Source organism: Nostoc sp. ChiQUE02 (assembly GCF_034531305.2).
Taxonomy (GTDB): Bacteria; Cyanobacteriota; Cyanobacteriia; order Cyanobacteriales; family Nostocaceae; genus Nostoc.
The window spans coordinates 37,080-51,245 of sequence record NZ_JAVRBN020000020.1 but is presented as its reverse complement, the minus strand read 5'-3'; the positions used below and the strand labels follow the sequence as shown (position 1 = coordinate 51,245).

Here is a 14,166-nt window from a genome sequence, read left to right as displayed (position 1 = left end):
TTGGAATAAACCAGACTTAGAAGATATTGACAATATATCTGATCAATGATGATTAAATTGAAATAGTACTCAAAACTATTACACCCTGACACCCCAATTTTCACAAGTGCGTAGCTGTAAGGCTTGTAGTTAGACATCGCACTCTTGTATATCACTGAACGATTAATGATATTACTAATTTGTAGAAGTACTAAAAGATAGTGCAGATGCTTCTAGCAGATGAGGATGGTGGCGTTTCCAAAAACTCAAAATCTGTTCGCCAACCTCTTGAGGATAGAAGTAGTGAAAAAAATGATACCCTTGTGGGCATTCCCAGAGTTTATCTTCTGGCTTAAACCAATTCAACCAGTCATGTAATGCAGGTGGGTTGACTACCGGATCACTCTTGCTACCACATACCATCATGGGCATAGAAACTCCACCCTTGGGTAAATAAACCAACTTAAATAAAGAGTGTGAGGAGGGAGATTGTTCTAAATCTTTATCTAAGGCAGCTACTAGCTTCTTAGTGGTATGAGGCGGTTGATTTCCAAAAAGACTGCGAACGCTGCTTGCCAAAACTAGTTCACGGCTGATGCTAAAAAGTTGTCGTTGAAAGTAATAGTGAGCGTGCCAATTATTTGCAGGTTGAGCAGCTACAGCCAGCAGGGTGAGCGATCGCACTTTTTGGGGAAATCGACGAGCAAAGGTTAAAGCGATCGCACCACCCATTCCATGACCTGCCAAATGCACGGGGCGATCGCGCCATTCTAAAAACTCATACAGCAACTCCACTGCTTGATCTATGAAACTGGCTTCATCTTTGGTTTGGTGGTATTCCCACTGGGCAATTCTCATATACCCAGATAAGTATTCAAGTAATGGTTTATCAAAACGCTTCAAAATAGGGCTAGCATTTAACCACACAATATCAAATGAATCAGACATAAATACCTGTTATACCTATATTTTTTGAATTATCAATTTTGAGTAATAAATTACATCTGTCATTAGTGTCAAATTCAGCTAAAACACAAGAGAAAATCTCGTGCCCACGTATACTGGAAATGCCTTTTATTAAGGCTCTGTCGCTAATAAGGTGAGCATTCAGAGTCGAAGATTCTTAACAAGGCAATATCTCAAAGCTTTGTCGCTTAGTGGCTTTCACTTTAAGTTGACACAGATGCACAGATGTAATCTCATACTTTCTACAAACCAAATTCTGTCTTCAACTGAGCAACCCAAGTTTTAATTCGCTCGTCTGTTAGATCGGATTGACTACCTTCATCAAGTGCTAATCCAACAAACTTGCCATTTTTCAAAGCTCTAGAATTCTCAAAGTCATACCCTTCAGTTGTCCAGTAGCCAACAGTTTTACCGCCCCGCTGGGAAATTTTTTCTTCCAAAATTCCCATTGCATCTTGAAAGTTATCGCTATAGCCATATTGGTCTCCATCACCAAAATAAGCAACTAACTTACCACTAAAATCTATTTCATCCAGATCGGGAAAAAAGCCTTCCCAATCGCTCTGAAGTTGACCAATATCCCAAGTGGGAGAGCCAATAATCAGCAAGTCATATTCATCAAAGGTGGTAGCATCCGCTTCGTAAATGGGATGTAATGTTACAAGATCGCCACCAAACTCATCCCGAATTTTTTCAGCATCAGATTCAGTGTTGCCAGTTTGAGTACCGTAGAATAGACCGATTTTTTTCGACATATTGTCACCTGATAGATTTGCGATTCTCCTTCCCTGCGGGACCCTGCGCGAACGCAATAATTTTCGCAAGGATACCTATTTGCCTTGTACGGAAGCCTTAGACAAGTTCGTACAACTCAAAAAAACAAACTGCTATTGGTTAACAGATTGACTTCGATGTTTGAACAGCCATCGTTGTCATGGCATTCTCTCCTGAAAAAGTTTATAAATAGCTGAGATATATCATTAACTTAATGACTATCTATCTCAATAAGTCTGAGAACATACTATCAGACTTATTGCGAACTTTTATTATTTAACATGAGTTAACTTTTATAAAGTATTTCAGCAAATAAACCGAAAACTAGAGTAGAAGCCATATAACACTTGATTTCGGAGAAGTTCTCTGACACTAACTCTAAACAAAGTTGGGTAAACCGATAAAGTTACCGTAGCTTTATATTTAGAGTGATTAATACCGAACTCTGCAAGGACATAGTTTGAATCAAACGGAAATTGCCCTTTATTACTCGACCAACCCAAAAATGACGTGTGAAGGCAGGCAGAGGCAGAAAAGAACTTGATTTTCTGTCTATTATGAAGGCAAACATCCACAATAGAGATTTATTCTCAGTTGATAAGGCACCAGAAAATTTCTTCTAATAACTAGTTAAACCGCTTTATCCTTCAATATCAGGTGCTGAACCCACCGTGAGGATATCAGCTTCAATTTTGGAAATATCGTTGCAAGTACTAGAGTTATCGCGTTTAACCATATTGAACAACAGGCAAGGGAGCAGGGTTCAAGGGGGAAGTGAAAAGCTTGATGCAGGTTCTTTTTCCCCTTTTCTCCCTACCCCCTGCCCCTTGTCCTCTTTCGCCCTGCCTTTCTTTAATAAAAGATTAAAAAACTAATTGTATAAGATAATACTAAAAATACTTTATTTTCACAGCGACCGCCCACATTCAACCCTCTTCAGAATGTACCTCAACCAGGTTAAGCTGGATTAAAGTAGCAAAATTATTGCGCTTTTTAATATGAAAATCTCTGTTCCTGTCAAATTATAATTTTTCTGCTTGAGAAACCCGGAATGCTAGACCGAATTTTTGATTACCTCCACTTTCATTTCAGTGTTGAAGCCCCGATAGTTCTGCTGATTCTGGTGTTTTTAGAGGCGGTGTTATCCGCCGACAATGCGATCGCTCTCGCTGCGATCGCTCAAGGGCTTGAAGACAAAGAACTTGAGCGTAAGGCCCTCAACTTTGGTTTAGTCGTTGCCTATGTGCTACGAATCACCCTGATTCTAACTGCTACTTGGGTGCAACAATTCTGGCAATTTGAATTATTGGGCGCTGCTTACCTGCTGTGGTTGGTATTCCAACACTTTACCTCTCAACAAAGTGAAGACGATCACCATCATGGGCCGCGTTTTAATTCGTTATTGCAAGCGATACCCGTGATTGCATTTACAGATTTGGCATTTTCTTTGGATAGCGTGACAACTGCGATCGCAGTTTCTCAAGAAAAATGGCTGGTGTTGACGGGTGCAACAATTGGTATTATTACGTTGCGATTCATGGCGGGATTGTTTATCCGTTGGCTAGACGAATATGAAAACCTAGAAGATGCAGGCTATATAACTGTAGCGTTGGTAGGTTTGCGCTTGTTGTTGAAAGTGGTGAACGATGATCTAGTTCCACCAGAATGGATAATGATTGCTGCTATCTTCCTAATTTTAGGCTGGGGATTTTCCAAGCGTATTGGCACTGAATTGCCCCAAGTAGAACCGGAAAAAAGCGAAGTCTCGAAGTAAGTCAGAACTTAGGAGTTAGGAGTTAATGAATTTTGAACTCCTAACTCCTGTACAGACGCGATTAATCGCGTCTCTGCTCCTAACTCTCCATTACTCGTGCAACCAAGGCGTTAAGTGTGGTTGCCAATTAACTAATTCTTCATCTTTAAACCATAAGGCTATTTCCCGTTGCGCGGTTTCTTGAGCATCAGAACCGTGAATTAAGTTGCGACCAATATTCAGACCAAAATCGCCCCGAATCGTTCCTGGCTCTGCTGTTAAAGGGTTCGTTGCACCAATAATCTTCCTGGCAGATGCAACGACGCCATCACCTTCCCATACCATCGCTACCACTGGGCTAGAAGTGATAAATTCGACTAGACCACCAAAAAAGGGACGTTCTCGGTGAACATCATAGTGTTGTTCAGCCAATTCCCGACTGACTTTCAGGAACTTTAAACCAACTAGGGTAAAACCTTTAGTTTCAAAGCGACGGATTATTTCCCCCACTAATCCCCGCTGTACTCCATCTGGCTTAATTGCTAAGAATGTACGTTCCATTGCGATCTCCCAAAGCTTAATAAAGTTTTTATTTTGTCATTTGTCCTTTGTCCTACCCTGCGGGAAGCCGCAGAAGCGTCTATGTCATTTGTCCAAGGGTAAGGGTTTTGCACTCTTGACTAATGACTAATGACCAATGACTCTTGACCAATCAGAGTTTATCTCAGAAATTATCTTTGGGTGCATATACGTTCCCAAATGAATGCGTTAAATTGTTAATTCGTGGGTGAAAAACAGAGGTTAGGAAGAAATGGGTGTTGATTCAACTGCTACATCTGACGAGGTGGTACAAGTACCGTCCAATGGACATAAAGAAGTGAAAAATCATAAGCAAAAAAAGCTGTTACCACCTAGTCCTACCACAGGAGATTTACCTCGCTCCTGGAAAATTGAAGATAGTGAAGCCTTATACCGGATTGAAGGTTGGGGACAACCTTATTTCTCCATTAGTGCTGCTGGTCACGTAACCGTGGCACCCAAGGGCGATCGCGGGGGATCTCTTGACTTGTTTGAATTGGTCAACGCCATGAAGCAGCGCAACTTGGGACTGCCCATGTTGATTCGCTTTTCCGATATTTTGGAAGACCGGATTGAGCGGTTGAACGCTTGTTTCGCCAAAGCGATCGCCCGCTATAATTACCCTGGCGTCTACCGTGGCGTGTTTCCCGTCAAGTGCAATCAAGAGCGGCATTTGATTGAGGATTTAGTGAAATTTGGCAAACCCCACCAATTTGGTTTAGAAGCAGGTTCTAAGCCGGAATTAATGATTGCCCTGGCTGTTTTGGATACACCAGGAGCATTGTTAGTTTGCAACGGCTACAAAGACCGAGAATACATCGAAACGGCAATGTTAGCCCAAAGGCTAGGGCAAACACCAATCATCGTCTTAGAACAGATTGAAGAGGTTGATTTGGTGATTGATGCCAATCGCCAGTTAGGTATTAAGCCAATATTAGGTGTTCGTGCCAAACTCAGTACCCAAGGCATGGGACGTTGGGGAGCCTCTAGTGGCGATCGCGCTAAATTTGGTTTGACAATGCCTGAAGTAATCGAGGCTGTTGACAAGTTACGGGAAGCTAACCTCCTCGATTCTTTGCAGCTGATGCACTTCCACATCGGCTCACAAATCTCTGCCATTAATGTGATTAAAGATGCTATTCAAGAAGCCAGCCGCATTTATGTGGAATTGGCAATGCTGGGAGCAGATATGAAATACCTTGATGTAGGTGGCGGCTTGGGCGTAGATTACGATGGCTCCCAAACCAACTTCTATGCATCGAAAAATTACAACATGCAGAACTATGCCAATGACATCGTGGCAGAGTTAAAAGATACCTGTGCTGAACGGCAAATTCCCGTACCAACACTGATTAGCGAAAGTGGACGAGCGATCGCTTCTCATCAGTCGGTGCTGATTTTCGACGTTCTCAGTACCAGTGATGTTCCTCTCGACAACCCAGAACCTCCACAAGAGGGAGAATCCCCGATTATTAATTATCTTTGGGAAACTTACCAATCCATCAACAAAGAGAATTATCAGGAGTTCTACCATGACGCTGCACAATTCAAAGAAGAAGCCATCAGCCGCTTCAACTTAGGAATTTTACGCCTTAGAGAACGAGCCAAAGCCGAACGCCTCTACTGGGCTTGTTGTCAAAAAATTCTCAACATCACTAGACAGCAAGAATACGTACCCGATGAACTGGAAGACCTAGAGAAAATTATGGCTTCCATCTACTACGTGAATATGTCAGTGTTCCAATCGGCACCAGATTGCTGGGCGATCGATCAGCTATTCCCGATTATGCCAATCCACCGTTTGGATGAAGAACCAACGCGGCGGGGAATTTTGGCAGACCTCACCTGCGACAGCGATGGTAAAATCGACCGCTTTATAGACCTGCGTGATGTCAAGTCGGTTTTAGAACTACACACCTACAAGCCCGGAGAACCATATTATTTGGGAATGTTCTTGAATGGAGCTTACCAGGAAATCATGGGCAATTTGCACAACCTATTTGGCGATACTAACGCTGTTCACATCCAATTGACGCCCAAAGGCTACCAGATTGAACACATTGTCAAAGGTGACACCATGAGCGAAGTGGTAAGCTACGTCCAATATGACTCCGAAGATATGGTGGAAAACATTCGCCAGCGCTGCGAGAAAGCATTAGAAGAAAAGCGCATCACCCTAGCGGAATCTCAGCGACTGCTGCAAACCTACGAGCAGAGTCTTAGAAGATATACGTACTTAAATAGTTAGGATTGGGCATTGGGAATTGGGCATTAAGCACTTGTACTGCCCTTCTCTACGAGAGGCTGCGCCAACGACTACGCTCAGGAACCGCAAAGCCGTTGGCGCAGCCTCTCCAAGAGTTGTATTGGGCATTGAAAAGAGGCATCGGGGCGGGGTGCTGCTCTTGCTGAGGGAAAACTCTTCTCCCTTGCTCCCTGCTCCCTGCTCCCATGCTTCTTCCCCATTCCCCAATACCCATTCCCTAATTTACGTTTGTCCCCAACAATTCCTCTATCGCTTGTCGTTCAACAGGGGTATGTGATGGCGGTGTCTGACGGGCATCGGTAATCAGCCAGTCTAAAGCAGCAGCTTGAACATCGATTGCAGCGCCAGTCTTATCCACGCAATAACGTCCAAATACCAGCTTATCGACTAACCGGACTCCAGGGCCCAGGCGCGACCATTCAAAAATGACGCTGTTTTCCACTGTTGCACCACTACATATCCAACAATTGGGGCCAATCATCGCTGGGCCGACAATTTTAGCTCCGTCTTCGATTCTCGTCATACCACCAATGTAAACTGGGCCTGTGATATCCACTTTGTCCCAATTTACGGCGACATTTAAGCCAGTGTAGATACCAGGGGCGACTTCATGACCGGGGATTTGCACATTTTTGATTTCACCCAACAGCACACCGCGAATCGCCCGCCAATAGTCTGGGACTTTACCAATATCTACCCATTCAAAGTCCATAGGGATGGCGTAGAAGGGAGCTTTGATTTCTACCAATTTGGGAAACAATTGGCTACCAATGTCATATTCCACATCAGAGGGGATATAGTTAAAAACCTCTGGCTCAAAGATGTAAATACCTGTGTTGATGTTGGTGCTGAGGGCTTCTTCAGTTGAAGGTTTTTCTTGGAAAGCTTTGACACGCCCCTCTTCGTCAGTGACCACTACACCGTAGCTAGAAACTTCTTCTTTGGGGACAGATTTCGTAATAATAGTAGCGATCGCCCCTTTAGCTTTATGCCATTTAACGGCCGCAGTTAAATCCAAGTCAATCAAAGCATCACCGCACAACACCACAAAGGTATCATCAAAAAACGGTGAAAAGTCTTGGATGCGCCGCATACCTCCAGCTGAACCTATTGCTTCGCCTTCCAGTTTCCCGTCATCATCAATTTTTCCTTCAAAGGAATAGGCAATTTGCACCCCAAACCGCTGACCGTCGCGAAAATAGTTTTCTATTTCCTCAGCCAAATGACTAACGTTGACCATAATTTGGTCAAATCCATGTTGGCGTAACAGTTCCAGCAAGAACTCCATCACTGGCTTTTGCAGGATGGGAATCATTGGTTTGGGAATTGTATAGGTAATCGGACGCACGCGAGTACCCTTGCCAGCCGCGAGAATCATCGCTTTCATAAAAATTTATTCCTCAACCACAAGCCAGTTTACTTTCATCGAGTGATACTTAATCATCAGTTTTTATTTCTGCTCTAAGTCATCCTCAAAACAGGGATAACAGGAATTTGGTGGTTATTGCAACCATAGGTATACTTAGATGACAAGCGATCGCTTATATTTTCAATTTACTCGGATTTTGGGACTGAATCAAAAATCTGTAAATTATCTGTAGGGCTACTTTTCGCTTTTTTAGTTCATCGACTGCTCAAAAGGTTTACCGATCTTAGCTGAATCTGTAAGTAACCGAATTTTAATCTCATGGTAAAACTCCTCTTGAAATAGCTCTACTTTCGATTGAGCCGAAAGTAGTAGTAGTGCCCAAAAAACGCTAACTAAATGGCTGTGTTTAGACTCATGTCCAGACCCATTTTGCTTGAAAAGCTTTGTTTGAGTCCACAACTCTACAAGTTGTTCTAAAGTCAACCAATTTTGTTCTGAATTTAGCTCCCTTGCCGACACAATCAACACCTGCTCCAGTTCCCCAGCGACTTCCGTCAGATTTTCCTGGTGAGCTAACTCCAGCGCCTCCCGCATACTTTGGACACTAGGCAAACGTCTGGGACGGATAGGTTTGCTGGCTTTTTCTACCAATTTCAGTTGGTTCGCCATGATCTGCAATTGCTTGATTAACTCTTGCAGAGTCACCCGGCGCTTTGGTGGCGGCATTGCCGCTGGACGACGACGCAATTGCCGTTCTAATGGTAGACGATGACCCTGATGTGATATTCCGTTTTCATCTTCCAACAGGGAATCATCTAATACACCATCCTGGACCTCTCCTACTGTTGACAATTGCATCAAGGTATTGGCTTTGAATAATACCAGCATTGATGCTGACAAAAAAGCCTGTCCAGATTGAGACAAGTCCGCTTCATAACCTCTTCCTATTGCCTCCGGTGCCATCAGTTCTAAGTAACGGTCAATCACCTCAATCACTTGGACATCCCAAGGATCAATTTCTCCCTGTTCAGCTTGGTAAATCAGCAGTGTGATTGTTTCTAATAGCTCGGAAGCTTCCATCAAAGGGTTCTAAGTTAATTAATCAGAATCAAAAGACCGTAAATTCAACAGTAAACTCATTGACTATTGGCAAAGCGTGTACTTTATGAATTCCCTTGCGCTTCTTTTATTCAGGAATTGCCTGCTGGCAGTATCCCCTGAAATTTGTAATCAATCACCATTGTGAATTGTGAGATCAGATTGTGCAACTTTTGACCTTGGGCACTTGTACTGCCCTTCTCTACGAGAGGCTGCGCCAACGACTACGCTCAGGAACCGCAAAGCCGTAAAGCCTGCGGCATAGCTACGCTTAGGGCGCAGCCTCTCCAAGAGTTGTATTGGGCATTGGGCATGGCTCAAGCATCAATCAATAGTTCTTCTTCCCCTGCTCCCCCTGCCCCCTGCTCCCTGCCCCCTGCCCCTCTGCCACCTTAATCAGGGGGCGGGTCATGAGCAATAGTGACAGTTGACACAAAGTCACTCGGCTTACCACTCTTGATCGCATCAAAAGTGCCTTTAATAGTACCAGCAATGGGAACAGCAACAAGTGTCCCCAACAATCCAGCAATTTCATAGCCCATCAAAATAGCCACAAAAATCCAGATGGGATTCAGTCCGATGAAGTTGCCTAGTAACCTGGGAGCTAACAGGTTATCTTTAAGCTGCTGCATGAGAATAGCCGCTATGGCAACTTGAACTGCTAACCACCAATTTTGCAGCAGTACTAAAATTGTTACCAGACCAATGCCGAGAGACGCCCCGATAAAGGGAATGAGTTCTGAGATCCCGATTAAGATGGCAAACAACAGGGCAAAGGGCACCTTCATTACTAAGAAAATAGGCGTCAGAGTTAGCACCATGAACAGTCCTAGCAACAATTGGCTGAGGAAGAAGTTCTGGAAATTTAGGCGCAAGGATGTGGTAAGAGGATCTCCAATATTAGAGGGTAAAAGATTGACCAGACCAGACCAGACGCGATCGCCATATAAAAGCATATAAAATGCAAGCACAATGACTAACACTACGTCAAGTAATCCTGACAGCAGTGTTCCAGCAAATCCCACTGCACCAGAAGCTAGTTGTTGTACTAGATTCTGAATGTTGGCATTGATTTGACTGCTCACAACCCTCAGATCAATTGGCAAACGTCGTTGTTTTGCCAGCATCTCATACTGCTCTAAGTTTGCTTGACTGGCGGCTAACCAATCAGGAATCTTATTTAAGAGTTGGATTGTTTGGTCAATGATCAGCGGTACTAGGGTGATGCCCAGAATACCAAGCAGGGTTAATGTTGCAAGTAAAACTATGATCACCGCCTGAGTGCGCGTGATCTGAGCACGTTCAAAGAACTTAACCGGGTAATTTAGTAGAAAAGCCAGAATCGCCGCAATGCTCAAGACGGTAATGGGATGCTGGAAATAGCGAAAAAGCACGGACAGCAGCCAGACATTGAGAGCGATAATCGGGCCGCTCAGACCATAAATTAACAGGCGTTGAAGGGAGGCCGAACGGCGCATCTTATGCAACCTATTTTAGATATTCTTGGAGAGAATTTGTAAAATTCTTGATGGCACTGATCATCATCATAGATATTTTTAACAAAGACATGTATAAGCGTATCTGATAGCAAGGAAGTAAATCAAAATGGACAAAACTGTAGCTGACCTTCGCAAAGACTACACCTTGGAAGGTTTGAGCGAACTAGAAGTAGACCTCAATCCTTTTATTCAATTTAAAAAATGGTTTGATCAAGCACTAGCAGCACAACTTCCTGAACCCAATGCCATGACCATTGCCACTGCCACACCAGACGGTAAGCCCTCAGCCAGAATGGTGTTACTCAAAGATTTTGATGAACGGGGCTTTGTCTTATTTACCAACTACAACAGTCACAAAGGACAAGAACTGGCAGAAAATCCCCAGGCGGCTTTAGTCTTTTGGTGGGCAGAACTGGAACGTCAAGTCAGAATTTCGGGGTATGTGGAGAAAATTTCCGAAGCTGAGTCCGACCAGTATTTTCACAGTCGCCCTGCCAACAGTCGCCTGGGTGCATGGGTATCTAATCAAAGCGAGGTGATAGAAAGCCGAGAAGTTCTTGAGCGACGCTTGCAGGAATTCCAGAGCAAATATGAAAATCAGGAGATTTCCCGACCGCCTCATTGGGGAGGCTTACGAGTGATCCCCACAGAAATTGAGTTTTGGCAAGGACGCCCTAGCCGTCTGCACGATCGCTTGCTCTATAGCCGTTTAGATAATAGCACTTGGAATATTCAGCGGTTGTCACCGTGAAGAAGAGGCAGGGGGGCAGGGAGCAGGGGAGGCAGAGGGAGATGAGGGGGACAAGGGAGAATTATTGAACAAGTTTCTTTCTTCCTTGTCTCTTTCCAATGCCCAATTCTCAATTCCCAATGCCCCGCGTCACATTACCACTGGGCGATCGCATCTTGAATTGCTGCCCGTGCTTCTGCTAGAGATTGGGTACGGGCATCACCCTCGTTGAGGCTGTTAGCGTTAATAAATTGAATGTCTGTAATTCCAATAAAGCCGAAAATTGTCCGCAGGTAGGGTTCTTGGAAGTCGTATGCAGATGCAGGAGATGTCGGGCTAAAGTCACCGCCGCGAGCTGTAATGATAACTGCCTTTTTACCCTCGACTAACCCTCTAAAACCTTGAGCATCTAAAGCAACAGTCCGGTTAATGCGAACGATTTGGTCGATGTAAGCCTTAAAAGTGGAAGGTATATTGAAGTTGTACATTGGCACTCCAAAAACGTAGCGATCGGCTGCCAAAAACTCATCAACCAGTTCGTCAGAAATCCTAATTGCCTCAGTTAATTCTGGAGTATGGGTTTCTGGTGGTGAAAATGCAGCTGCAATCCAAGCTTCATCAACGTGAGGAACTGGGTGACGCCCTATATCTCGATAGGCGATCGCGTCTTCAGGATGCGCTGCTTTCCAAGCACTGATGAATTCCTTAGATAGTTCTCTTGAGTGCGATCGCTCACCACGGGGGCTGGAATCAATATGTAGGATGTTGACCACCAAATATCTCCTGATTCGCTAGGATTTGCTGCTTTTACTTTTTTTGAGTTTCTATTTCAAAGCATTACATCAGATACTAAAAGTAACTAGTTACTAAAGTAAAGTAGTTACCATAAAGTAACTGTCGGACAATTTTAGCTAACTTATCGATGTCTGTTTCTAAAAATCCTGATGCTTGCCCAGTCAGTATTCTGATGTCCTTACTATCAGGACCCTGGACAATGTATATACTGTGGGTGTTGTGTAATAATGGACCTACTCGCTTTGGTGCATTGAAGCACCTAGTCGAGGGTATCTCAACCAAAGTTCTAACAGAAAGGCTGAGGATGCTTGAGGCAGCAGAGATTATTTATCGCCACTATGAACCAACTGTTCCACCCCAAGTAACTTACGGTCTCACAGAACGTGGTCAGGAACTCATTGAAATCCTTTATCAACTCAATGCACTTGCTGAACACTGGTATGGCAGCGAACAACAGTCTGAATGTGAAGCAAAAAAGCCGATGGAAAATGCATCGGCTTAACTGACAATATTCAATAGACAAACAATCTACTGTTCCTGGATCGCTGCTGCTTTGGGAGGAAACTGAATTCTGGGATCTGGCATGAAATTGTATCTCAAGTACAATCCTCCCGATACAAACAGGATAATTAGCAACCCACCAATACCAAGGGGGCTAGGAAGCCAGAAAACAGCCTCTATGTGGTTTAGCTCACCAGGCTGGAGTTTCCACACTAGTTGATTGCCATTTTTTTCTGGCGCGTAGACGCCTAGCGGCTTGTCGTTAGACATCGCAGTTTCAGGTAGTTGAATATTTTTGGCTCCCCAAGGAGTCTTCAAGCTAAATTCTAAGTCGAGAATTGAACCAGCATTCGCTAGGACGTTACCTTTGCTGGCAATTAGAGACAGCGATCGCAAATCCAAATCATAAATCAACCGATTTCGGACTAAAAGTAAAAAATTGTTCTCCTCTAAGAGGACATTTGATTCAATTTTCGGCAGTTCTGAATCAGATTCACCCTGCACAGACTCAGAGGGTTGATTCGCACGGGAGTTAAAAAATTCGTTGAACTTTTCTTGCAATTCCCTACCACTGCTAAAAGGAATTGTGACGATGATTTCTTCTTGGGAAACTCGCTGTGCTTTACCCTCAAGTTTACGGGCGCGGCGTTCTATGCTGTTTAACCATTCATATACATAATCGCCACTAAAACTGGTTAGCCGCTCTCCCAATTTAATATGCTGTACTAGTTCACCACTATTTGAATTATCAAAGTTAACCCCCACATCGTACTTCACACAGCCAGACAGTAGTAGGGATGTTAACAGCACTAGCCATAGAATAGGATTTCGGATGGGAAAGATGCGGTTTATTCGATTTCGACCATTCATTGGTGAGAGAAATTTCATTTTTGTCAACACAAAACTAAATGGTCTGATTAACCAAAAGAAAATCTTTCCGAAAATTGAAGAATTTGAAATCATAAATCTCCCATAAAGTCAAACTTTTTAACTAATCTTGACTTCTACTACTGGGCGGCGCAATACGGTTTGGTTAACTTGCTTATCTCTCGAAGATCCCCCCTGCCCTTCAAAAGGCGGGCTATTTTTATTCCTCTACCCCCTTAAAAAGTAGAGCTGTTTCATTCCTCCCTTTTTAAGGGGGTCGCCGCAGGCGGGGGGATCTTATCCGAACTATATTGCTGAGTAACGGACGTTCTCCAAGGGCGGGCAGGAACCTCAGCACGGAAATATCCTCCTGTTAGGATCAGCCAGGGGTTCCTGAAAAATTCAACCAAACCAAGTACGAGATGGTTAAACCAATGACAATTAGCGCCACCCAGATAAAGCGATTATCCCTGGTATTGACCTGACTGAGGTCAACGAATTCTAGCTCGGCAGGTTTAGGCTTTTGCTGCACAGAAGATTTAGTAGACTTAGCAGGTACAGAAATTTTGAGTTCATTATCGGGTAGTGTGCCCAAATCGGGGATTTGGGTCATCCATTCGCTGGGTCTTTTCAGCTTTGGTGCTTTTAAAATGTAAAGCATCCGTCGCGCTTGTTTGCTGGTTTCAAAATGGGGATGGCGTTTGAGTCTTTCACAAAGAGCGATCGCATCATCCGTGCGTCCAGCTGCTTCATAAGCTGTCACCAGATAAATTTCTACTTCGCCCCCAAGGCGAGAATTACGAGCTAACAGGGCGCTGGCCTTTTCTAAATTTTCTACGGCTTCGCGGTATTGCCCATTTTCAAAGGCAACTTTCCCAGTCTGGTAGCGGGTTTTAGCAATTTCTAAACTTTCTGTACTCACGGCTTATACAAAAATCAGCACTGTTTTAATTTTGCCAATACCAGCAATCTTTTTGGAATCTTTTCAAA

13 protein-coding genes are annotated in these 14,166 nt (G+C 43.8%); 4 read left to right on the top strand and 9 right to left on the bottom strand.

Translation table 11 applies throughout. The annotated features are described in order from the left end of the window. Positions 1-174: 174 nt before the first annotated feature. Together RM347_RS20610 and fldA are read right to left on the bottom strand one after the other, a co-directional pair. Entirely contained in the window at positions 175-927 is a 753-nt protein-coding gene (locus RM347_RS20610) for an alpha/beta fold hydrolase (RefSeq protein WP_322720196.1), read from the bottom strand. Positions 928-1,187: 260 nt separating this feature from the next. Beyond that, positions 1,188-1,700 (bottom strand): flavodoxin FldA, encoded by a 513-nt coding sequence (gene fldA / locus RM347_RS20605; RefSeq protein WP_322720195.1) that lies wholly within the window; start codon positions 1,698-1,700, stop codon positions 1,188-1,190. Positions 1,701-2,770: 1,070 nt separating this feature from the next. On the opposite strand from fldA, the gene RM347_RS20600 reads away from it, so the two are divergent. Beyond that, a complete protein-coding gene (locus tag RM347_RS20600; protein WP_322720194.1) occupies positions 2,771-3,493 on the top strand; it encodes a TerC family protein in 723 nt (240 codons plus the stop codon). 90 nt (positions 3,494-3,583) lie between these two features. Here the strand turns inward: RM347_RS20600 and ndk are convergent, their stop codons facing one another. Further along, complete coding sequence (gene ndk, locus RM347_RS20595) at positions 3,584-4,033, bottom strand: nucleoside-diphosphate kinase (protein WP_322720193.1); 450 nt, start codon at positions 4,031-4,033, stop codon at positions 3,584-3,586. Positions 4,034-4,283: 250 nt separating this feature from the next. Between ndk and speA the strand changes: the two genes are divergently transcribed. Then, positions 4,284-6,299: a biosynthetic arginine decarboxylase gene (speA, locus tag RM347_RS20590; protein ID WP_322720192.1), complete on the top strand. Its 2,016-nt coding sequence runs from the start codon at positions 4,284-4,286 to the stop codon at positions 6,297-6,299. Positions 6,300-6,534: 235 nt separating this feature from the next. On the opposite strand, the gene RM347_RS20585 is transcribed toward speA, so the two are convergent. From RM347_RS20585 to RM347_RS20575, 3 genes are all read right to left on the bottom strand, one after another. Further along, positions 6,535-7,704, bottom strand: coding sequence for an NDP-sugar synthase (locus RM347_RS20585; protein WP_322720191.1), 1,170 nt, complete (start codon positions 7,702-7,704; stop codon positions 6,535-6,537). A gap of 231 nt (positions 7,705-7,935) precedes the next feature. After that, complete coding sequence (locus RM347_RS20580; protein ID WP_322720190.1) at positions 7,936-8,766, bottom strand: ScpA family protein; 831 nt, start codon at positions 8,764-8,766, stop codon at positions 7,936-7,938. Positions 8,767-9,176: 410 nt separating this feature from the next. Further along, positions 9,177-10,262 carry an AI-2E family transporter gene (locus RM347_RS20575; protein ID WP_322720189.1) on the bottom strand — a complete coding sequence of 362 codons (1,086 nt, stop codon included), beginning with the start codon at positions 10,260-10,262 and terminating at the stop codon, positions 9,177-9,179. A 127-nt stretch (positions 10,263-10,389) separates the two neighbouring features. On the opposite strand from RM347_RS20575, the gene pdxH reads away from it, so the two are divergent. Further along, entirely contained in the window at positions 10,390-11,034 is a 645-nt protein-coding gene (gene pdxH, locus RM347_RS20570; protein ID WP_322720188.1) for a pyridoxamine 5'-phosphate oxidase, read from the top strand. 134 nt (positions 11,035-11,168) lie between these two features. On the opposite strand, the gene RM347_RS20565 is transcribed toward pdxH, so the two are convergent. After that, positions 11,169-11,786, bottom strand: coding sequence for an FMN-dependent NADH-azoreductase (locus tag RM347_RS20565; protein ID WP_322720187.1), 618 nt, complete (start codon positions 11,784-11,786; stop codon positions 11,169-11,171). A gap of 149 nt (positions 11,787-11,935) precedes the next feature. On the opposite strand from RM347_RS20565, the gene RM347_RS20560 reads away from it, so the two are divergent. After that, entirely contained in the window at positions 11,936-12,310 is a 375-nt protein-coding gene (locus tag RM347_RS20560; RefSeq protein WP_322720186.1) for a winged helix-turn-helix transcriptional regulator, read from the top strand. A 26-nt stretch (positions 12,311-12,336) separates the two neighbouring features. Here RM347_RS20560 and RM347_RS20555 read toward each other — a convergent pair whose 3' ends face one another. Then, a complete protein-coding gene (locus RM347_RS20555; protein WP_322720185.1) occupies positions 12,337-13,272 on the bottom strand; it encodes a DUF3153 domain-containing protein in 936 nt (311 codons plus the stop codon). Positions 13,273-13,555: 283 nt separating this feature from the next. Next, entirely contained in the window at positions 13,556-14,098 is a 543-nt protein-coding gene (locus tag RM347_RS20550) for a tetratricopeptide repeat protein (RefSeq protein WP_322720184.1), read from the bottom strand. Positions 14,099-14,166: the final 68 nt, after the last annotated feature.